Origin of the sequence: Arcanobacterium buesumense, from assembly GCF_012563545.1 — a bacterium.
GTDB lineage: Bacteria > Actinomycetota > Actinomycetes > Actinomycetales > Actinomycetaceae > Arcanobacterium > Arcanobacterium buesumense.
Map to the genome: position 1 here is coordinate 98,582 of NZ_CP050804.1, position 20,898 is coordinate 119,479.

Annotated in this window: 19 protein-coding genes and 1 tRNA gene; 7 read left to right on the forward strand and 13 right to left on the reverse strand. The window is 47.6% G+C overall.

Annotated features, from left to right (window positions below):
* Nucleotides 1–21: 21 nt before the first annotated feature.
* The gene (locus HC352_RS00425) at nt 22–639 is read left to right on the forward strand and encodes a dTDP-4-dehydrorhamnose 3,5-epimerase family protein (protein ID WP_168917073.1); all 618 of its coding nucleotides are present in this window, start codon (nt 22–24) and stop codon (nt 637–639) included.
* Here the strand turns inward: HC352_RS00425 and HC352_RS00430 are convergent.
* From HC352_RS00430 to HC352_RS00455, 6 genes are all read right to left on the reverse strand, one after another.
* Nucleotides 620–844, reverse strand: a complete 225-nt coding sequence (locus HC352_RS00430; protein WP_501981549.1) for a serine hydrolase — start codon at nt 842–844, stop codon at nt 620–622. The two genes, HC352_RS00425 and HC352_RS00430, sit on opposite strands and share 20 nt — an antisense overlap.
* On the reverse strand, nt 784–1,212 hold the full coding sequence (locus HC352_RS00435; protein WP_168917075.1) for a serine hydrolase: 429 nt from the start codon (nt 1,210–1,212) through the stop codon (nt 784–786). The genes HC352_RS00430 and HC352_RS00435 overlap by 61 nt, the downstream gene beginning before the upstream one ends.
* 262 nt (nt 1,213–1,474) lie before the next feature.
* Nucleotides 1,475–2,344, reverse strand: a complete 870-nt coding sequence (locus HC352_RS00440; RefSeq protein ID WP_168917076.1) for a glycosyltransferase family 2 protein — start codon at nt 2,342–2,344, stop codon at nt 1,475–1,477.
* Between the two features lie 6 nt (nt 2,345–2,350).
* Complete coding sequence (rfbA, locus tag HC352_RS00445; RefSeq protein ID WP_168917077.1) at nt 2,351–3,226, reverse strand: glucose-1-phosphate thymidylyltransferase RfbA; 876 nt, start codon at nt 3,224–3,226, stop codon at nt 2,351–2,353.
* 55 nt (nt 3,227–3,281) lie between these two features.
* Nucleotides 3,282–4,235, reverse strand: coding sequence for a DMT family transporter (locus tag HC352_RS00450; protein ID WP_168917078.1), 954 nt, complete (start codon nt 4,233–4,235; stop codon nt 3,282–3,284).
* A 176-nt stretch (nt 4,236–4,411) separates the two neighbouring features.
* Nucleotides 4,412–5,242: a hypothetical protein gene (locus HC352_RS00455; protein WP_168917079.1), complete on the reverse strand. Its 831-nt coding sequence runs from the start codon at nt 5,240–5,242 to the stop codon at nt 4,412–4,414.
* Nucleotides 5,243–5,467: 225 nt separating this feature from the next.
* Here HC352_RS00455 and HC352_RS00460 point away from each other — a divergent pair, with 225 nt between their 5' ends.
* Together HC352_RS00460 and HC352_RS00465 are read left to right on the forward strand one after the other, a co-directional pair.
* The gene (locus HC352_RS00460) at nt 5,468–5,989 is read left to right on the forward strand and encodes a peptidylprolyl isomerase (protein WP_168917080.1); all 522 of its coding nucleotides are present in this window, start codon (nt 5,468–5,470) and stop codon (nt 5,987–5,989) included.
* 76 nt (nt 5,990–6,065) lie between these two features.
* Nucleotides 6,066–6,644, forward strand: coding sequence for a rhomboid family intramembrane serine protease (locus tag HC352_RS00465; RefSeq protein WP_168917081.1), 579 nt, complete (start codon nt 6,066–6,068; stop codon nt 6,642–6,644).
* A 50-nt stretch (nt 6,645–6,694) separates the two neighbouring features.
* Here HC352_RS00465 and HC352_RS00470 read toward each other — a convergent pair whose 3' ends face one another.
* A complete protein-coding gene (locus HC352_RS00470; protein ID WP_168917082.1) occupies nt 6,695–6,964 on the reverse strand; it encodes a cell division protein CrgA in 270 nt (89 codons plus the stop codon).
* A gap of 123 nt (nt 6,965–7,087) precedes the next feature.
* Between HC352_RS00470 and HC352_RS00475 the strand changes: the two genes are divergently transcribed.
* Nucleotides 7,088–8,017, forward strand: coding sequence for a class E sortase (locus HC352_RS00475; RefSeq protein ID WP_168917083.1), 930 nt, complete (start codon nt 7,088–7,090; stop codon nt 8,015–8,017).
* Between the two features lie 237 nt (nt 8,018–8,254).
* Here the strand turns inward: HC352_RS00475 and pknB are convergent, their stop codons facing one another.
* The 6 genes from pknB to HC352_RS00505 all read right to left on the reverse strand — a co-directional run bounded on the left by pknB (nt 8,255) and on the right by HC352_RS00505 (nt 15,572).
* Complete coding sequence (gene pknB / locus HC352_RS00480) at nt 8,255–10,117, reverse strand: Stk1 family PASTA domain-containing Ser/Thr kinase (RefSeq protein WP_168917084.1); 1,863 nt, start codon at nt 10,115–10,117, stop codon at nt 8,255–8,257.
* Between the two features lie 83 nt (nt 10,118–10,200).
* Nucleotides 10,201–11,646, reverse strand: coding sequence for a penicillin-binding transpeptidase domain-containing protein (locus HC352_RS00485; protein WP_168917085.1), 1,446 nt, complete (start codon nt 11,644–11,646; stop codon nt 10,201–10,203).
* Nucleotides 11,643–13,136, reverse strand: coding sequence for an FtsW/RodA/SpoVE family cell cycle protein (locus tag HC352_RS00490; RefSeq protein ID WP_168917086.1), 1,494 nt, complete (start codon nt 13,134–13,136; stop codon nt 11,643–11,645). Before HC352_RS00490 ends, HC352_RS00485 begins: the two co-directional genes overlap by 4 nt.
* Nucleotides 13,133–14,419 carry a PP2C family protein-serine/threonine phosphatase gene (locus HC352_RS00495; protein ID WP_168917087.1) on the reverse strand — a complete coding sequence of 429 codons (1,287 nt, stop codon included), beginning with the start codon at nt 14,417–14,419 and terminating at the stop codon, nt 13,133–13,135. Before HC352_RS00495 ends, HC352_RS00490 begins: the two co-directional genes overlap by 4 nt.
* Nucleotides 14,419–14,877, reverse strand: coding sequence for an FHA domain-containing protein FhaB/FipA (locus HC352_RS00500; protein ID WP_168917088.1), 459 nt, complete (start codon nt 14,875–14,877; stop codon nt 14,419–14,421). The genes HC352_RS00495 and HC352_RS00500 overlap by 1 nt, the downstream gene beginning before the upstream one ends.
* The gene (locus tag HC352_RS00505) at nt 14,874–15,572 is read right to left on the reverse strand and encodes an FHA domain-containing protein (protein ID WP_168917089.1); all 699 of its coding nucleotides are present in this window, start codon (nt 15,570–15,572) and stop codon (nt 14,874–14,876) included. The genes HC352_RS00500 and HC352_RS00505 overlap by 4 nt, the downstream gene beginning before the upstream one ends.
* Nucleotides 15,573–15,797: 225 nt before the next feature.
* On the opposite strand from HC352_RS00505, the gene HC352_RS00510 reads away from it, so the two are divergent.
* From HC352_RS00510 to HC352_RS00520, 3 genes are all read left to right on the forward strand, one after another.
* Nucleotides 15,798–15,881 (forward strand) — tRNA-Leu (locus HC352_RS00510).
* 688 nt (nt 15,882–16,569) lie between these two features.
* Nucleotides 16,570–19,317, forward strand: a complete 2,748-nt coding sequence (locus tag HC352_RS00515) for an MSCRAMM family protein (RefSeq protein WP_168917090.1) — start codon at nt 16,570–16,572, stop codon at nt 19,315–19,317.
* 48 nt (nt 19,318–19,365) lie between these two features.
* Nucleotides 19,366–20,859: a SpaH/EbpB family LPXTG-anchored major pilin gene (locus tag HC352_RS00520; protein WP_168917091.1), complete on the forward strand. Its 1,494-nt coding sequence runs from the start codon at nt 19,366–19,368 to the stop codon at nt 20,857–20,859.
* The last annotated feature ends 39 nt before the right edge of the window (nt 20,860–20,898 follow it).

A 20,898-nucleotide genomic window follows, 5' to 3' on the forward strand; every position in this document is an offset into this window, starting at 1 on the left:
CGTATCTTTCTAGGAGCCATTATGCTGATTGAACCACTTGCTATTGAAGGCGCATACCGCATTACCCCGAAGCAATTCCCGGATTCGCGCGGACTATTCCTTGAAGCGTTCAAACAAAAGACGTTTGTTGAAACTGTGGGCCGGGAACTTGAGGTTCAGCAGGTGAATACATCAGTGTCAAAAGCTGGCACGATTCGCGGTATTCATTTTGCCGATGTTCCACCGTCACAAGCTAAATATGTGATGTGTCCACAAGGGGCGTTACTTGATTTCGTGATTGATATTCGAGTTGGTTCGCCAACATTTGGCCAGTACGATTCAGTGCTACTTGACGACGTTGATCGGCGGGCTATCTTCATTTCGGAAGGCTTGGGTCACGCGTTTATTGCGTTAGAGGACAATACGGTTGCAACATACTTGTGTTCTGCGCCGTATGCGCCAGGCCGGGAGCACGGGGTTAACCCGCTATGTGAAACAGTTGGTATCGCATGGCCAACCGTTGATCGGGCGGGGCGTCCGATGGAGTTGCTTCTTTCGGAAAAAGATACCGATGCGCCAGGCTTGTTGCAGGCAAAAGAGCAAGGCTTGTTGCCATCATATGAGGAAGCGTTAGCATTCGTTAATTCGCTAAAGAAGTAACGATTTCTTGGTGGATCTTGTCAAGTACGGTGACTAGATCCACCAAGGTTTCTGTATCGTTAAAAGCAGTAGACATAACGGCAAGCACATACGTACCGTCATCGCTTTCTACTATTCCAGCATCGTTAAAGGCAAGATAGTCGCTCATGCTAATCCAACCGGATTTTGAGTAGGTTCGATACTTTTGATCAAATGCTTGGTGAATAAACGAGTTGTATGGCGAGACGAAATAACATTGACGTTATCGGCAAAAATAGCGAAAACATCATCACCGTAGCGGTCCCGCAATCCTGTATAAGAATCGTTGTCAGAAATATCGATTGCATTGTGCATCAGGGCCGTATCTGATTCATTTACCTCGTCTGGTAAGAATTTATTGACGGCGACGACGTAGGGTCCTTTAATCGTGCTGGCACCATAAAACTCTGCATCAGGCTGATAGGAAATTCCGTAGCCTGATGCTATGTCAATCATGACAAAGCCAACCGATAATTCTTTTTCTTCAATATTAGAAAGAACCGCATTGAGTTCAGCGAGGGTGGGTTCCGAAAGGGATATGTTTTCGGGGAACACCTCAAGTTCAGGCGATGTGCTGATAGCAATATTAGTGATGGGGAGTTTAGTGAAGAATCGAAAGTCTCTGTAGGTAACTTATCACTAGGTGTATCTGAAGCAGTTTGAGAGTAACTTGTCTCATCGTCGCTAGTGGTACATGCGCCTAATGTAAATGCACTCATGCTAAGCACGCAGACAAGAATGCACTTTTTATCACAGTAACTACCCTAACCATCATTTAACTAGATTAAGCAATTTTGTGCCTGTTCGTGACATTGCATTAATTAGGGATTTTCCCCATACGTCGCCGCAGACCATCACGAATGCCAGCGGTAATCATCCGAGCACGTTGGCGTCGGTGGTCGTTGGTTAAAATAGTAAAAACTGCAAATCGGCTAATCCAATATCCATAACGTATCCGCCATAAAAATGGTAAGTCATGGTTACGCATAAGCTCGAATGTATTGCGTGTTAGATAATAGTTCCGGATAGGAGAGTGAGTGTGGACAGTGCGTTTGCGCCCAGCAACTTTTATTCGCCCATCTCCTAACGAATGGGTTAACCGGACATGTGGAATGGCGAGTAGTCGATATCCTAAAGATCTGGCATGCATAGACCATGCCAGATCTACGTGATCAATAAAATAATCTGCTGGCATCAAACCGACATGACGTATAACATCAGCAGGAATCAAACATCCTGATGCTAATAAAAAGGCCGCTTCGATTGGTTTATCGTCAGGTAACGTAGATGGTCGTTTCGGACCCCAACGGTGATCAGTATAAACTAGAGGTTCCTCCCCATCGAATGGCACCGGACCTACAGCTCCAATTCCCGGGCCAAGGAAAGCAGCTAAGGTAGCCACCATCGTCGGCCCAGGTATTGAATCTTGATCCGATAAAATTACTGCATCAGCTCCATGATCTAATGCGTAATCGATGCCAATATTCTGTGCGCCGGCAATGCCAACGTTGCGTCCCAAGGCAATAAGAGTAGCACCTATGTCAGTGCATAGCGATGCTAGAGTGCTACTATCTCCTTCTGAATTATCAACAACTACAATCTCTGTGCATTGCGCTCTAAAACTATGTAATAGAGCAGAAATATCACCAGGATGATACGTGACGATAACAGCAAAAATATGCTTCAATTGTCCTTACGCTTCCTTACCGCGTGCCAGGATTCGCATCAAATATTCGCCATAACCAGACTTGCGTAATGGTTCAGCGCGCTCTGCTAATTCATCGTCAGTTAAGAAGCCCATCCGCCACGCAACTTCTTCTGGACAACCAATCTTCAGTCCTTGACGTGCCTCAACAGTGCGCACAAACGATGTGGCGTCAGCAAGTGAATCAAATGTTCCAGTATCAAGCCACGCCGTGCCACGAGGAAGAACTTCAACTGTGAGTTTTCCTTCGCGTAAATAATGCTTATTAATATCAGTGATTTCGTATTCACCGCGTGGGGATGGCTTCAAATTCTTAGCGATTTCGACGACGTCGTTATCGTAGAAGTACAAGCCTGGAACTGCATAATTTGATTTTGGTTGAGCTGGTTTTTCTTCAATCGATAGAGCTCGGAATTGATGATCAAACTCCACCACACCGTAACGCTCTGGATCATCAACATGGTAGGCGAATACTGCACCACCCGTTGGGTTGACGTGACGGCGTAACCGGGTGCCCATGCCAGGACCGTAGAAAATATTATCGCCTAGGACAAGAGATGCGGCTTCGTTGCCAATAAAATCTTCACCGAGGACGAAAGCTTGTGCCAAGCCATTGGGTTGTTGTTGTTGGACATAGGAAAGATTAACGCCTAGCTGTGACCCGTCACCAAGAAGGCGCTGGAATCCTTCTGCATCATGTGGTGTGGTGATGACGAGGATATCTTGAATACCGGCCAGCATCAGCGTGGTCATGGGATAGTACACCATTGGTTTGTCATAGACGGGCACAAGTTGTTTAGAAATTCCTTGCGTAATAGGGTGCAGTCGTGTTCCTGAGCCACCTGCCAGAATAATGCCACGCATAAATATCACCTTTCGTTACCGGATCGGTATAGAAGCCGTTCGATTATGCTTTCTATTATTCCGTATTTTCAGGTTTATTGGGTGACTTCTGTGAAGGGAACTGAATAAGTTCACGCCATTGGGAGGAGGCTGCCAAAACAGTGGCAATCAAAATAACTAGGCAGCCGATAACATCAAAAATAGATGGGAGGACTGCCATCAACGGGATAGCAAAGATAATTGCCCATGCTGAATAAGATATATTCAGTGCCATTGCGCGAGCTGCGCCAATAGTGTTGATAGCGCGATAATAGAATAAATAAGAGGCGGTTCCAGCTAACGCAGCCAGTACGATAATAGCGCTCGCGGGAGTGGAGACGACGGCGGAAAGCGCAGATAAATTACCAGATACAGGGATAACAATAAGTAAAAAGGCGAGACCAGATGTGCTTTGACGAAGATGCAAAGCTACATGGTTATCAACCGCATCATCACGCATACCCCACGCAAGGATAACTGCTTCGGAGCCCCAGCCCACAATGCATAAGACAGCTCCTAAAATACCAAGAGGTATTGATCCGGTTGTGGAATCAAGAGATGAAGAACCGAGGATAATAATGGCTATCAAAGCTACTGTGAGTGCCATTAGTTGGCGCACCCGCATTCGCTCTTTGAGGAATACTGTGGCCAAAAAAGTGCCAAGAGCCGGATAAAACGTCGATAAGATAGCGGTGTAGCCCGAACCAATATTGTTAATCGCAAGCGCATAACCACTCATGCCGATCGGACCGCCGAGGAGTGCGGCTCCGATAACTGCCTTACCGGCACGAGTATGGAGGGCTTGACGGGTATCGGTTAGCCGACCTTTGCTTGCCATCAATACCAGCATCAATATGGCGCAGAAAGAATCGTGTAGGGCGGCAGTTAGTAATGGACTGTTGGCATGGGAAAAGGTGGCCATACCGAGTGTGATGCCAAGGATGACTGTGTCAAGTCCCCATAGCATTCCAGAAAAAATACCCCAACGCATAGTGTTTACTATAGGAGGAAAAGTTTGTGTGGGGGATACCTTTTTCGTCTGTCGAGACTGAATGCACTAAAAGCTAGCGCATAATCGTATGGAGAATTCCGATAAACCGAAATTACGTGATGCGAGTGCGGGGCGGAGTCACAAGTGGCTCCGCCCCGCACAACAGTTAGTGTTGATTACTTATCCTCGAGATTCTCTTCAATCTTTTCTGCGACGTCGAGTGGAGTCACGGTTTCTTTGACATCTTCGACCGTTTGGGCAACATCGTCTTTAACTTCTTCAACAGTCTGGACAACATCTTCCTTGACTTCTTCAACAGTCTCTTGTGCCGGGGTAGCAAGATCTTCCCAGTAGGCGTCTGCCCATGGATCCTCAACTGGCTTTGAACGGGCCCACAGCATGTAGGCAGCGCCGAGCGCAGAACCCACTAGGACAGTTAAGCCGAGTGCTTTCTTGCAACGCCCCTTCTTTTCACTCTTTTTTGCGAGTTTCATAGCTTTCTTTTCTGCCTTTTTAGCAAGCTTATTAGCCTTTTTCAGTTCTCTCTTGGAAAGCTGAGCAACTTGTGCGGTGCGTTCATCGGCGCTAGCCTTAATTTCGGCTAGGGCTGCATCGGCTGCTTTTTTGGCACGTGGCAGGTAGTCATCTTTGACTCGATCTGCACTTTCGACGACGAATGCTTGGGCATCATCGACGTAAGGCTTGGCTTTAGTGACAGCGTCTTCAATGTATGGCTTAGCCTTGGTTACGGCATCTTCAACGTAGGGACGGGTGCGCTCATAAGCATCATGAGCTGCTTCGTTAGCCTTCGCAACTGCTTGTTGGGCAACTGGAACGAGTTTTTCAGCAGCTTCTTCGAGCCGTGGTTCTGCCCAGGTCCGAGACGTTTGGTACGCATCGGAAACTTTGGCAAAGAAAGATCCGGTTGCGTGAGCGGCCTGATCCTTGAGCTTTGCAACTTCATTTGCTGCCTTATCTGCGGCAGTCTCGCGCTTAAAGAAAGACATTGCACCACCTCCAGGTTTTCTTCGCTACATCTTTTTGCAGCGAGCCTTCTTCCCTTCCATTGTTTCACGAAAACGTAAGGTGGTGCACACGAATAACCTATTTTGCTAGGTTATGTTCGCGCTGAACCGAATTGCCGACGACGATATGGCGTGAATTTCGCTCTTAGCCTCTGTCTTTGGTGTCGATAGTGGTGTGCATGAGGAAGGTATGGGAGGATAAGGATTATGAAAGCACTAATGACAACATCTGTTGGTAATATTTCCATCGAACTTTTTCCAGAACACGCACCGCAAACGGTAGCTAACTTTACCGAGCTAGCCACCGGCAAGCGCGAATGGACTGATCCAGCTACTGGCGAAAAGAGTACTGAGCCACTCTATAACGGCACCATTTTCCACCGTGTTATTGACGGTTTTATGATCCAGGGTGGTGATCCGCTCGGTACTGGTACTGGCGGTCCAGGTTACATGTTTGATGACGAAATCTCAGCCGAAATCGATTTTACTGAACCATACGTTTTAGCAATGGCTAATGCTGGCAAGCGGATGGGCAAAGGAACAAACGGTTCGCAGTTTTTCATCACTGTTGCTCCTACGACCTGGCTCCAAGGAGCCCATACGATTTTCGGCAAAGTCATTGATGATGAGTCCAAGGCAGTTGTCGATAAGATTGCTACCACTGAAACCGGTCCGATGGACCGACCAATTGAACCGATCATGATTGAGTCAATTACCATTACTGAGTAATTGTGTGAGCCATGTTGATTTTTCCTGCCGCGCCATACAAGGCGTGGCAGGAATACTTTTACCGATGTGAGGATTTATGGCAAAGTTAAATATTCCCCCAGTAACAGCAGTGATGAGCGGGCTATGTATTCTTGCAACGTTACTATCGTACGTTTTCCCATACATTCTCTTTGACTATGCCTTCGTCCCATTTTTAGCATTCATTGAGCCTTGGCGGTTTCTAACTGGAGCTTTCTTGCACGGAGGTCTGATGCATATCGGCTTCAACGTTATGTCACTTATCATTCTTGGTGCAGAACTTGAACCAGCACTTCGATCATGGCGATTCGCTATTTTATATTTGGCCAGTGCAATTGGCGGGAATGGTGCAGTATATGCCTGGGCATTGTGGACCAATGAATGGAATGTTGCTGCTGTAGGTGCCTCGGGGGCAATTTTTGGATTATTTGGTGCGTTGGTTGTGCTTACTCGTGCGGTGCGAGCTGATCCACGTGGAATTATCGGTGTGCTCGTTATCAACGCCATTGTCGCATTCACTGCTCCACAAATATCGTGGCAAGCCCATCTAGGCGGTTTCTTAACCGGACTGATACTGACTGGCATATGGTGGACACTGTATCGTCGTCGGCAAAAATCGTCACGTAGCGGATGGTGAAAGAATGAGGCTCGCGCATATTGCGCGAGCCTCATTCGTAGATAACTGGGTTACTTCCAACCCATCGTCATCAAGAAGCCGGCCAGCATAAAACCGATACCAACAAATAAATTTCCATTACCGAAGCCAGGAATTGGCGCCTGGCCCTGGGAAACATACGCAATGACAATAATCAGCAAACCAATTATCGCTAAGGTCACCATTAATGGTGCCCACCAGCGTGGTGAGCGTGATATTTGCGGAGCAGGACGATCCTGCTTATTGCGTGCTGCAGCGATACGTCGCTCTTCAACCTTCTTACGTTTCTTAGATTCAGGCATTATTTTCCTCGCTAAAAGTGAAACTTCCGATATAAGACTATCGGTATTAACGCGTTCACGGTAGTTTAGACTCACAACTACCCGTATAGTGGGCAAGATGGAAAGACTGCGAAAGGGAAATCTGTGACGCAAGAGCTCAACCCGCGGCATGCGCATGAGCCGGTACGACGCCGCTCTGCATTACCGCGCGAAGCCCGGGTAAAATCAGGGGAAAGTGACGATCTTTTCATCACTCACGAAACTTTACAACACACGGCAATTGATCAAGAACCGGTTATGGTACAGCCAGCGACTCCTAAAAAAAGAAAACGTAAAACTTCTTCGATTATTATCGGAATCATAGGTGAAATACTTATCACATTTGGTTTGATCGTTGCTGGATTTATTGCTTGGCAACTGTGGTGGACATCAGTGCTCGCCAACCAAGTACAAAGTGAATGGCTCGATGAGTTCGCACAGCAAACAGGCAAAGCTCCAGCGGTGATTGCTGAACCAGTCAAGCAGGATCCACCACCGTTTACTCTCAATCCGAGACATGGCGAACTATTTGGAGTTATCCACTTCCCATCATTTGGAAAAGCCGCCACTCGAACGATGACTGAGGGAACCACTAATTGGGATATTCTCGATCACGGTGGTTTTGGTCATTATGAAGGAACTGCTTGGCCAGGTGAAGTTGGAAACTTCGCGTTGGCAGCTCACCGCAGAGGCAATGGTGACGCCCTGATGTTTGTTGAAGAATTCAAACCAGGTGATCCAATCATCGTCGAAACTGCGGATGCTTACTATGTCTATCGGATGACCGACCATGAACTCGTTACCCCGGATAAAACTCGAGTTATTCAACCAGATCCTTATAAAGCGCGAGAAGCTGAAGAAAATGGCACACAAGTGACCGAAGGGCCAACTAAACGACTGATTACGTTAACAACCTGCCATCCACAATACAGCTCAACACATCGCTGGATTGTTCACGGAGAATTTGACTACTGGATTAGCCGTTCGGAAGGTATGCCGAAAGAGCTTATTGAAATGAATGAGAAAGAAGGCTGATAATGTACGGTGCTTTATGGAGAATACTGCCCGGACCGAAATGGTTCAAGGCTATCGAAATGCTTGCGCTCTTTGCAGGTCTTGTCTTTATCTTGTTTCAATATGTCTATCCGTGGGTTTATTACAATAGCAACTGGTTTGGCACAACGGTTGGATAATATTGACATCTCCTGTGTATGAGTGTGGTCCCCGAGGAATCCTCGGGGACCACACTCATACACAGGACGACACCGGAAGTTATGGCTGATCGTCGCTGTTAGCTGGCGGCACCGGAGGTGGTGTTGGCGCAGTATCAGGATTGGTTGTATTGGAGTTATTTGAACCGGGCTGGCTGGGTGCTGGTGTTGGCGCTGGTGGCGGCGCTACTGGCTTCTTAGCTACCCAAAGCGTGACCTTGGTGTTGTAAGGCACTTTGCCTGGTGTTGGGTCCATACGGGAGATGGTGCCTTCATCAAAGGCTTGATTTTCTTCCGTATCGATCGTAATTGATGAAATCTTTAGTGTTTCATTCAAATACTGTTCGGCAGCTTCACGGGTTTGTCCGATGATACGAGAGGTCACTGATTGATCAATAACAATCTCACCTGAAGCAATCACGATATTAACTGAAGTACCGCGCTCGACTTGCTGGCCAGCAGCTGGCAAAGTATCAGTGACAACGTCTTTTGCATGTCCGGGAACATCCTTGACATCTACTCGGCCCACTTTAAGCCCAAGTTTTTCCAGCTCGCGCTTAGCTGCATCCTGATTAAAGTTCCCGGTTGCAAGGTCTGGAATCGTGACTGATCCGGCGCCCGAAGAAAACGAGACAGTAACCGAAGAGCCTTTCTTAACTTCTGTGCCAAAAGCTGGATCCGAAGAAACGAACTTACCTTCTGGAATATCTTTGTCTTCTTGGGGCTCACCTAAAACAAAAACTAAACCAATATCTTCAATTCGTTGCCGGGCTGAGACTTGATTTGTTCCTTCTAAATCCGGAACAATCACGACATCGGCTTTTTCAATATCCTCAGTTTTTCCACTTGACAGTAACGCCCAACCTAACCCAGTTACGGCTAAGATAAGCAAAATAACACCAAGAACAATAAGCACGGTATTATTTTTTTTCTCTGTGGCCACAGCCGGTGAGATACCGGTTTCGGTTAATGAAGGCTGAACAATAGTCGGTGAACCAGCAGGTGCTGGTGGTGTTTGTTGTAAAACCTGGGTATTCCAAGTTGCAGACGCTGGTGCGGTTACCTGACTACCACGTAACGCGAGGAGTAGATCGGAGCGCATATCAATAGCTCGTTGATAACGATCTTCACGTTTCTTTGCGAGTGCTTTCATCACAACACGATCAATATTCTCCGGAATATCAGGAGCAATTGTCATTGGTGAGGCTGGAAGTTCTGAGACATGCTGATAGGCGACAGCAACTGCCGAATCACCCCGGAACGGTGGCCGGCCGGTAAGAAGCTCATAAAGCAAGCAGCCAGTGGAGTACAAGTCAGAGCGTGAATCAACAACTTCACCGCGGGCTTGTTCTGGAGATAAGTATTGAGCCGTGCCAACAACAGAATTGGTTTGCGTCATTGTGGCAGACGAATCGGCCAATGCTCGCGCGATACCAAAGTCCATCACTTTAACTTTGCCATCGTTGGTGAGCATAATATTGCCCGGCTTAATATCCCGATGAACAATGCCCTCTCGATGGGAATACTCTAGCGCAGACAAAATGCCAACGGCGATTTGCACAGCCTCGTTAATTGGCAACGCGTCACCGTTTTTCAACAGCTCGGAAACGGTACGACCTTTAACATATTCCATCACAATATACGGCAACGAGATGTCAGTGCCATTATCTGATGTCATATGTTCTTCACCAGTATCGTAAACAGCAACGATAGACGGGTGGTTGAGTGCAGCAGCACTTTGCGCTTCGCGCCGGAACCGAGCCACAAAAGTTTGGTCGGTAACATGATCAGAACGTAAGACTTTAATTGCAACAGTGCGCGAAAGTCTCGTGTCATAACCGATATGGACTTGTGCCATACCGCCTCGACCGATGAGGTCGCCGACTTCATATCGCCCACCCAGCATACGTGGGATGTTTGTCATTCTTGCATTCCTTCCGGGATCACACAGCTGTTTTCTAGTCTGCCCTATCTTGAGGTGAAAGTGTGGGTAGGTATGGTTGCGATTCAGTCACGATTGACCACCGCATTAAATACTTCTTTAGCAATTGGTGCGGCTACCTTAGCGCCACTCTGTCCGCTTTCGACAAGGACTGCTAGTGCAACTTTTGGTGATTCTGTTGCGTCAAAACCAATAAACCACGCATGTGCTTCGCCGTCCGAACCAATTTCTGCCGTACCGGTTTTCCCAGCAATCTGCACATTGCTAAGACCGGCATTAGCGCCAGTTCCATTATTAACAACGCCAATCATCATCGAGCGCAAAATATCGGCAGTCGTTGAAGATATTGGAGTGGAGAATTGTGTCGGTTGAGTTTCAGAAAGAACTCCAAGATCAGCCGTCATCGTTTGATCAACAAGGTAGGGCTTCATGAGGGTTCCATGATTAGCTACAGCGGCCGATACCATAGCCATTTGTAGTGGAGAAACATTGACGTCGCGCTGGCCAAAAGAGTCCATGGCCAATGCGGCTGTATCATCTGGATAAGGAAACTTCGAAGGCGTTACCGCAAGAGGCACTGTTAAGTCTTGATTAAATCCAAAAGCAGTAGCCATTGCCACCATTTTTTCTGCTCCCACTTGCGTGCCACCGATAGCAAATGGCGTATTACAAGATTCGGCAACAGCCGTAGCAAAAGGAACTTGGCCAGAGCCGTCGCCACATTGTTGCTTGTAGGGATTAAAAATTTCGTGGGTGGTACCCGGTGGAGTAAATGAGGCGGGAGCATCAACAAGAGAATCTGCAGTCAATCCAAGATTTTCGATCATGGCAGCAGCAGTCACAATTTTAAACACAGATCCTGGTGGATAAAGATCGCCACCTAACGCCCGATTAATCAACGGACGACGTGGATCATTATTGAGGTTGTTCCAAGAATCGTTGGCACTGGCCCCATCGCGGGCAGCTAATAGGTTCGGATCATAAGTTGGTTTAGATACTAACGCCAAAATTTTTCCGGTTGCCGGTTCGATAGCGACGACGGCGCCACGCTGATCACCTAACGCATCCCAGGCAGCTTGCTGGACTTGTGGATCGATAGTGAGAGAAACAGCCCCACCTTGCGGTTGCCGGCCAGTAATTAACTGTTCGATACGCTGCGTGAATAAAGTTGAGTCAGAACCGCCCAAGACAGAATTTTCTTCACGTTCTAAACCAGTCATCGAATTAAACGTCGTCGAAAAATATCCCGTGATAGCTGCATAAAGTTCTGGCTGATGATACGTACGTAAAAACTTATATTCATCGTTGTATGCTTCGGAGGTTACAACGGGTTGACCAGCAACAATAATCGGGCCTCGATCAGTACCGTATTCGCGCCAGAGAGTGCGCACATTACGCGCATCAGCATTCAATGACGGCGCAGCAAAAAACTGAATATACGTCACCGCAGACATGAGCGTAACAAACATGACGATAATAATTGCAGACAATTTCTTTATCGCAAGATTCACGGCAAGTCCTCACTTTCAATCTGCGGGACGGTAGTTGTTGCTAACGAATCTTCTGGCGACGAATGTGTGGCAGGTTCGTCGTCTGATGTTAAGCTTGCGGGTAATTCACCTGTGCTGATGGTAGATAACGGAACCGACGCCGGAGTGTATGGCCGGCGCGCAGAATCAGACATGCGAAGTAAAATGCCGATAATAATGAAATTAGTTAGCAGTGCCGAACCACCTTTAGCTAAGAACGGCATAGCCAGACCGGTCAACGGTATAACGCGAGTAATTCCACCAACTACCACAAAACACTGTAATGCAATAGTGAATCCAAGGCCCGCAGCCAAAAGTTTGCCGAAGCCATCTCGTAGTGCGATGCCAATTTTCATTGCGCGGGTAACAATAACAACATATAACGACAAAATACCAAGCAAACCAACCAGACCAAGCTCTTCGCCCAGCGACGCAATAATAAAATCCGAATTAGCAGCAAACGAATTTGCTGGGCTACCTTCGCCAAGGCCCGTTCCAAACAATCCACCGGACGCCATACCAAACCAGCCCTGCACCAGCTGATAAGAACCAAACTCGGCGTTATAGACGTCGTTATCAAGTGCGTGAAGCCAAATTGTAAAACGTGCTTGGATATGAGGCATCACTTGGACGATAACGTAGACGCCTAGGGCCGATAGGGCACCACCGATCACAATCCATGAGGTCCGTTCGGTTGCCACATACAACATGGCAACAAACAAGCCAAAAAATAACAACGCGGTACCAAAATCACGTTCCAGCGCCAAAATTGCCATGCAGGTTAACCAAGCGATCATGATAGGCAACGAATGGCGTAATCGTGGAAAGTGAATCCCTAAAAACTTCGGTCCGGCCAGCGAAAGGTTATCTCGCTGGGTCACCAAATACCCAGCAAAAAATATCGTTAAGAAAATCTTGGCCAATTCGGCAGGCTGATAGGAAAATCCGGCGATATTAATCCACAGTTGAGCGCCGTAGACTTTCACCCCAAGCCCAGGAATAAGCGGCAAGATTAACAAGACAAGGCCCGCGATAAGCGAGGAATAAGTAAAGCGGCGCAACCACCGATGATCATGCAAGGAAGCAACCGTAGCCACCATCAATACCAAGGCCACCAGCGCTAAAATGAGCTGTCCGCCAGTTTCAGGACTCCCGCCGCGGGCCACCAGCTGAAAATCGATCCGGTAAATCATAGCCAGCCCCACCCCGGTTAATACGGTTGCTGCGGGAAATAAAATTGGGTCAGCATACGGGGCAAGACGTCGGATAATGAGGTGGCATCCGAGAAGAAAAGCGCCGCCAATGCCAGCTAGCCACTGAAAATTCGGCGGTAAAGAAGTATCGGGATGTGCCGAATTAACACCGTAGTAGACCAGTATCCAGGCACCTAAAATAATCACGTAGGACAAAAAGAGTAGCCATAATTCTTGATAACGCCCAGACTTTGCTGGTCGGGTACTCACGATGCTCATTGTGTATCACCTGAGGACTGCTGGTCTTTTTCCTCGGGGATCTTTGAACCCGGATCAGGAATCTTAGTGGGCGAAAGTGGATCTGGCAGGATGCGTTGTGCCGCTAAATCTTTGACAACCTTGCGGGCTTCGGACAGCGAACTACGTGCAATGGGAGTATCTAAACGTTGTTGTGCTACCGGGGTTAAATTGGTGACGTTGATACCGGTCTCCTCAAACAGATGTGATAATTCAACAGGCCCTAAAGTTTGCGGAATTCCTTTGAAAATAGCGACTTTACCATCTTCAATGCCAACGTAGTAGCGGGTTTGCGTCCACATATATCCGCCACCTAAAATACCAGCGAACGCCAAAATTGCCATAGCGCCAGCAGCTACGCGAGCAATCCAGCGGTGTGGTGGTTTTTCGACGTCGTTCGCAATAGGTTCTACTGGGCGAATAGATGCAGTTAACGCAGCAAGCTGGCCGGCCGCCGAATTGCCAGCCCGCGTGGGGCGCTGGCGGTCAACAGCGGCTGCTCCGACAATAATTGGGCCACGATCATAAGATGAGCTTGTGCCCGGACCGTCAACAACATCGGCCAACACAATCGTGACATTGTCCGGCGCGCCGCCGGCTAAGGCTAGTTCAATTAAGCGTTCACCGCATTCATCAAGATTTGAATATGACTGTAGGGTCAGTTCGATGGTTTCATCAGAGACAACGTCGAATAAACCGTCAGACGTTAATAACCAGCGGTCACCAGGCAGAGCTTCACGTACTGAAGCATCAACATCAACGGGATCATCGCTGGCGCCAACATTGCGCATAATGACATGCCGTTTAGGGTGGTGGAGGGCTTCTTCAGCAGTTAATTCACCGTGGTCAACGAGATACTGAACAAGGGTGTGGTCTCGGGTAATTTGAGTGAGCTTATTATTGCGCAATAAATAGGCGCGCGAATCGCCAACATGAACCATGCCGAGTTTGTTGGCAGTACGCAAAATAGCTGTACAGGTTGTTCCTAGGCCGGCAAGTTGTGGAATGTCGTCAACGAGGTGGAGGAGTTGTTCTTGGGAATAGTTGAGTTGTTCTTTGAGTAGCGCAATAAGATCCTCAGCTTGATGAGAATCATCGATTTTTGCCATATTTCCGACGACGACGGAGGAAGCCACATCGCCGCCAGCTGCACCACCCATACCGTCTGCTAACACCAATAGATGTGACGAGGCATAGCCGGCATCTTGGTTTGATTTACGAACCAGGCCGACATCGCTGAGCGCAGCATACTCAAAATGAATCATTAGCGTAACTCCATTGTGGTTTTGCCAATCACCACCGGTGTGCCAATTTCAAGTTGGACGGGGGAGACTATTTTTTGTGTTCCTACCCAAGTGCCATTTGTTGAATTGAGATCTTCGATCACCCACTGGTTACCTTCACTATAGAAGCGAGCATGGCGTGATGAGGCGTATCCGTCGTCAAGAACAAGGGCGCAGTCGGGGGAACGGCCAACGGTGATTGCCGATGCTCCCAGTGGAATAGCGGTACCGGTTAACGGGCCACGAACCACAACCAAATGCCGTGGAGTGGAAGGGGAAGAATCAGCACGTGGTGGACGGCTAGTGGTGATCTTGCGGCTACGTTCACGGATTGTTGTTCCGAAAATATCGTTGCGGATCGTCACCAACATAAAAATGATGAGAAGCCAAATAATGGCCAAAAATCCGAATCGTAAAAGGGTAACAACTAAGGCGCTCATTGTGGCTCCGGAGAAGTCCAAAACATAATACGTGTGCGGCCAATTGTAATCGTATTACCGTCAACTAAAGTTGCCGCAGAAATACGGTGGCCTTCCACAAAACTTCCGTTTGTGGAGTTTAAATCGGTAGCAATAACGCCCGACGGTGTTACTCGCAGCTCTAGGTGCTTGCGGGAAACGCCAGAATCATCGAGTTGAATATCGGCTACGGATCCGCGTCCGATCACTGTTACTGCGCCGGTTAAAATATAGCGTTCGCCATCGACGTCGATAATCGGATTTTGTGGTGAAGCATCGGCGGTTGTGGCTGGGGCAACCGGGCCACGCCGAGTGGAACATGTTACGTCAATTTTGCCACGTGATTGGGAGGCGGCTTCAGTGAACTCGATGGTCACCGGGCCTAAAAACACGTAAGCCTGTTCGCTTGCGTATTGCGTAGCGATAGCGACTAGTTCCTCACGTAACGAGTCTTCGTCCCATTCGGAAATCTTGGCGAAATCATGATCGGAGAGGGTGAGGGTGAACTCATTAGGGGACACCGTTCGGTCCCGGGAGACTTCGGCAGCCCGATCATCCATAGCTCGCTTGATTGCCGACGCTAACTCTACTGGTTTCACATCGGATTTAAACGCGCGCGAAAAAACGTTCTCAACGGCGTTCTCTACGCTCTTTTCGAACTTATCTAACGCACCCATACGCCAGCTCCTCGATTCATTTACCTATACTCACCATCATCACAACATCTATGTGAAGTGTGAATACACGACACTGCCTTAACTTTACGTCCTTTCCTACCCGGGTATCCACTAGCGCAAGTAAATAGCGAACAAGAGGTCAGTGTTTGGTGTGCGGAATCACTAACACTCGTGGTGGCGCGTTTGCGTTTGGTAAGGAAACGAATGTAAACTGACAAAGTTCTAGCTCGAGTGGCGGAATAGGCAGACGCGCACGGTTCAGGTCCGTGTGCCCGTGAGGGCGTGGGGGTTCAACTCCCCCCTCGAGCACTTGCATCCCCCCAGCACATCATGTGCTGGGGGGATTTGCGTTACGTATGACGTTTAGCCTAGTTAAAGGGTGTAGATGTTATTGATTATTCAGGTGTTCCATGAAAGAGGTCTAATCACTTTATCGGTTGTTTTAAGTTTAACCTAATTGCATGGTAGACATTCTTCTCTTTAAGTGTGGATTCAGGTGTTTTACTGTGTTAAGAATATGCGTTAAATTGATAATGTCTTATTTAAAATTGACTTGTGAAAAACACCACTAACTAATTTTTTGGCGGAAATGAGACACGGTTTTGATCGGGAATTACCGGTTGTGGATGTGGTTGAAGTTCGAAGAACAGGGACGAAAGTCTGTGATCTTGCGGGAAAGTTTAATCTGCCTGGAAAATCTTTATAGCTAAAAATTCTATATAACAATATTCTCAAAAATGCAAGTAGTCCGAAATGTCGGGGGGGGGGTAGGTATAAGGAGATTGTCTGATGTAGGCTGGCTACGTAATTAAAAATTGCTGGAGGTGACTATCGTCCAGTAATAGCCAACGACTAGGTTTGTGGTTCTACATTACGTGTGGTGTACATAATGCTCTTTGCTGCAGTAGAGTAAATCCACCGTTTTTGGGAATATTTCCTGGTTCTTTATCTCATGACTTTTAGTATTTCAGACACTGAGAGCTAGGAAGGAATGCACATGCAGAGAAAAAAGAGTGGACGCATTAGTGTGAGCTCACTTGTCTGTTCTCTAGTTTTAGCGCTGATTCCACTTATTGGTGTTCAGAATCTAGCTCAAGCAGAGTCTGAGGGTGGTGAGAATTCAGATATTGCCAGTACTGCAACGGTTACTGATACGCCGAAGACAGGCGCTGATTCTCCGACTCCAGCTATAGACGATAGTGAAACGTTGAAAGAGTCAGATGAACCCGAGCAAGCTGATGCTGAATCGCCAGAACTGAATGCGGTTGATGACGAAGATTTCTTCGGGCCAGAACCGCTATTAGCTGTGCGTGCTGCTGTTAATGATCCACTTCTCAACGCAGCTCATGTCTGTAACGATGGTGATTTCTTCACGCTCGGCTCCCGAGGCGAGGTGCGTTACATTAAATACGATCCAGTATCAAAAACCTCGAAAGTTGTTCAGACCATGGATATTCCGTTCGGAACGTTCAATTGGAGCAATAATAACGATGGTGGAATCCCTTCGCCTTCGGGAGCAAATTATCGCCCGAAATTCCCAGGAGGTGATGACGCCTACTTCGATGGCTTGGCAGTAAGTGGCGAAAGAATCTTTGCGCTTAGCCAGGAAGACAACAAAAGCGCTGATAAGAACGGCGTCTACGATAGAGGCGTCGTTATATATGAGTATGAAACCGGGCCGAAGCAGTGGTATGTCCATACCAGAAATGGGCGAGTTGAAAACTCGTGGGGCACGCAAACTTGGGATGGCGAAACCATTTATAAGGATCGTGTTCCGCAGGGATCACATGGCATTAATTCATCTCCGATCAAACCAACTTTTTCGCCAGGATACGGGGATACCGACGAAACTAACACCTTTTCTAAGGCTACTACGAATTTTCTTGCTGGAGCCCTCTACCCCGATGGGACCTATGTGTTCGGTGGAACAACTGGGAAAAGGAATGAAAAAGACAATACCACTGAGTTTAAAACATTCGCCCGGAAGCCAGACGGTACCATCGTATATCTAGGCCACACCAAGATATCTGCAAGCCACGATAATATGACTGGTGATTATGTTGTAGGTGAAAACGGTGATCTCTATATTGCGACCGTATCCCAAACAATTTCACTCTTTGGTCAGCCTGGTACTTACGAGGTGAGTCTAACCCGCGTAGCTGCTTCAGATATCCGTTCTAGCATTGATAATCCAGTAGCAACGTGGAATCCCGCTAAAAATAACTGGTATAGCTCCGGTAACAGGATTTTTAACCATTCACAGAATAATAGGCTGGGCACAACTCCTCGAGAAATAACGAGTGATCCCGTTTTTTCAAACATAACATTCAAAGACACCACGGCGTTCAAAAAGTTCACTATGGGAGGCTTGAGCGTTTCGTCGACCGGCAAGGTAGTAGTGAGTGTATACGGTACGGAAATAGTTAACTACCAAACTAAAAATACCTATACTCGATTCTATCAATTCGATCCCAAAACCGCTGATTCCCAAAACTTTGTTGCTACGGACGCACTATTCGATAACGATAATTACACTCCGATAAATATGTGGCAGATTGACGCTGGAAGCTCGAATAAGGGTGTTACAGACATGACTGGCTGCCCTATTCCTCTGCCAAGAGTGTCGTTCAAGGTGGACAAAGACATCAGCGGTGAACGCTATTCACCTGCGGATCAGTTTGAATTTAGTGCAGCTTTGAGTACGGGTGAAGAGTTTACTGGCGCCACTACTGGTACAACAACAGGTTCTCGCGAAGTTATCGCGGAACAAAAAGCACCAGTTGGTTCCGTTTTGACGCTAACTGAACGGTTTACCCAAGGTGCAGTGGTAGAAAATTACACGACCACTCTTACGTGTCGCGATGAAGCTGGCAAGACACATAACCCGAAGGCCGGAACGACAAACGAATACGAACTTACCGATGCTATTACCGGTGTGTTGACGTGTACCTTCGTTAACACAGCTAAACCTAAGCCTACCTATGAGTTCAAGATTCATAAAGTTCTGCAGACCGATAATGGTAATATCGCGGGAAATAATGTCGAGTTCGGACTCTACCGGGATAATAACGGCACTCGGGGTGCCTTAATCGAAAAGAAGGTAACTAACGCTCAGGGTCATACCTCGTGGACGGGGCTGTTAGCCGGGCAGTATTGGCTGGTTGAAACCCGTGCTCCGCAAGGATATCTGCCTGTGGCAGATAAGAAATACTTAGTCGATAAAGACACCGTTGTGAACGGCGTCTATACGGCTCCCGATATCGTCAATCTTCCTAATACACCTGGAATTTTGACTATCGAAAAAGTCGACTCCAGTGATGTCACTAGCCACTTGGCTGGTTCGGAGTGGAGTTTAGAAAAGTTTGCTGGTAACAGCTGGCAACCATATCTCACGATAGTTGACGACGTGTCGGCAGCTATCGGCGCGAACACCGTCGATCGCGATAACCGTGCCGGATATCTAAAGGTAGAGAAGCTACCGTTAGGTCAGTACCGTCTGACTGAAACACGCTCACCGGCGGGATATACGTTGCCGGTAGATGCGCAACGGATAAAAGAATTTACTGTTACCACTCAAGATTTTCGGTTTGAATACCAGATTCAAAACGAAAGATTCGTCGGTCCGACTCTTCCACTGACTGGCGGTCTGGGAAGAGATCTATTCCTCTTCGGGGGATATGGCGTGCTCATTGTAGCCGCAACCGTCATGTTGGTGTTTGGGTATAGACGTACAAAAACAAACTAAAACCAACAATAACCATTAGATACACACCGAATTTATTTAGGAGTTCATGTGAAGAAAAATAACGGAGTGAAGCGCCGGGGAGCAATCGTATCCCTCGCTTTAGCACTCGTCGCACCGTTTGCATTGATCGGAGGTACTGCTTCTGCAGTCCCCGGTGCTGGTGCGGCGCCCGAAGTTGGCAACATCGATACAACGAAACAAGGTAGCCTTACTGTCCACAAGTATGAAGCACCAGCATGGGATGCGGCTACCTATCCAAAAGATGGTACTGAACTTACAGCACCAGCTGGCGCTAAGCCACTTGCTGACGTAACCTTCTCAGTAAAGAAGATCAACAATATTGATCTCACTAAAAATGAAGACTGGGCTAAGTTAAAGCCTCTCCAAGCAGCCCCAACTCAAGCCGACGTCGCTGGAGTTGATGCTACAACGATGACCACCGCTAAAGATGGAATCGCAAAGTTTACTAACCTAGCACCTGGCGCTTACCTCGTTGAAGAAACTGCTGCTCCGGAGAATGTCACCAAGAAGGTTGCTCCATTCATCGTAACCGTTCCTTTCCCGGCAACGAATGAAAACTTTGCCAAGTCTGAAAAGGGCTGGATCTACGACGTTCACGTCTACCCGAAGAATGAAATCACAAACAAGCCTTCCAAGATCGTTGCTACTGATACGCCAACCACCAATGTCGGTTCCGATATTAAGTGGAAACTCACCGTTCCAGTTCCTCAGATCACCAAGAACTTCACCAAGTTCGTAGTCACTGATCAACTCGATGCTGCAGTTAAGCACTCAGCTAATAAGTTGCCTTCAGTTACCGTTGACGGTGCTGTACTTGATCCAGCAAAGTACACCGTTACCGGTGGAACAAAGGGTGGCCTTTTGACATTTGATTTCGCCAACGCATTTAATGAATTGAATGCTGCTAAGGGTAAGAACATCGTTATCACCTTCTACACCACCGTTGAGAGTGCTCCTACCGATAATATCGTTCCAAACAACCTGTTCCAGTTGACCTATAATGATGGTGACGGCAATGACAAGGTCACGCCACCGCCAGTCGATGCGGAGAAGCCAAAGGCTTACTTTGGTGATTTCAAGATCAAGAAGGTCTCATCCATTGGTGAGAAGCTCCCACTCAAGGATGCTGAGTTCACCGTTTATGCCTCCGAAGTTGATGCAACTAATAACGCTCACCCAATCGAAACTGTAGCTTCGGATGAAAACGGTATTGTCAACTTCTCAAGCTTGTACCGCGGCGCGGCTGCTGATGCAACCAAGGAATACTGGGTTAAAGAAACCAAGGCTCCTGCTGGTTACAAGTTGAATGAAACCGTTACCAAGATCACCATTACCGCCGATACCGGTAAGAACGATCCTGACACCACAATCGAGAACATTCCATACCAGCCAGGCGATGTCCCAGATCTTCCATTGACTGGTGCAGCTGGCAAGGTTCTTTTGATCTTCGCTGGTCTCGCAATCTTGTCCATCTCGGTAGGTACTGCATTCGTTACTCGCCGTCGCAAGACAAACATCTGAAAATACTAGCCATTAACTCTTAGTGGCTCCTTCAATCAA

Excerpts from the sequence above, each read along its gene's own strand:
- rfbA (WP_168917077.1), bottom strand. The coding sequence starts at position 3,226 with ATGCGTGGCATTATTCTGGCAGGTGGCTCAGGAACACGACTGCACCCT.
- HC352_RS00455 (WP_168917079.1), bottom strand. The coding sequence starts at position 5,242 with ATGTCTTTCTTTAAGCGCGAGACTGCCGCAGATAAGGCAGCAAATGAA.
- HC352_RS00500 (WP_168917088.1), bottom strand. The coding sequence starts at position 14,877 with ATGAGCGCCTTAGTTGTTACCCTTTTACGATTCGGATTTTTGGCCATT.
- HC352_RS00495 (WP_168917087.1), bottom strand. The coding sequence starts at position 14,419 with ATGATTCATTTTGAGTATGCTGCGCTCAGCGATGTCGGCCTGGTTCGT.
- HC352_RS00490 (WP_168917086.1), bottom strand. The coding sequence starts at position 13,136 with ATGAGCATCGTGAGTACCCGACCAGCAAAGTCTGGGCGTTATCAAGAA.
- HC352_RS00505 (WP_168917089.1), bottom strand. The coding sequence starts at position 15,572 with ATGGGTGCGTTAGATAAGTTCGAAAAGAGCGTAGAGAACGCCGTTGAG.
- HC352_RS00470 (WP_168917082.1), bottom strand. The coding sequence starts at position 6,964 with ATGCCTGAATCTAAGAAACGTAAGAAGGTTGAAGAGCGACGTATCGCT.
- HC352_RS00465 (WP_168917081.1), top strand. The coding sequence starts at position 6,066 with ATGGCAAAGTTAAATATTCCCCCAGTAACAGCAGTGATGAGCGGGCTA.
- HC352_RS00460 (WP_168917080.1), top strand. The coding sequence starts at position 5,468 with ATGAAAGCACTAATGACAACATCTGTTGGTAATATTTCCATCGAACTT.
- HC352_RS00425 (WP_168917073.1), top strand. The coding sequence starts at position 22 with ATGCTGATTGAACCACTTGCTATTGAAGGCGCATACCGCATTACCCCG.
- pknB (WP_168917084.1), bottom strand. The coding sequence starts at position 10,117 with ATGACAAACATCCCACGTATGCTGGGTGGGCGATATGAAGTCGGCGAC.
- HC352_RS00450 (WP_168917078.1), bottom strand. The coding sequence starts at position 4,235 with ATGCGTTGGGGTATTTTTTCTGGAATGCTATGGGGACTTGACACAGTC.
- HC352_RS00515 (WP_168917090.1), top strand. The coding sequence starts at position 16,570 with ATGCAGAGAAAAAAGAGTGGACGCATTAGTGTGAGCTCACTTGTCTGT.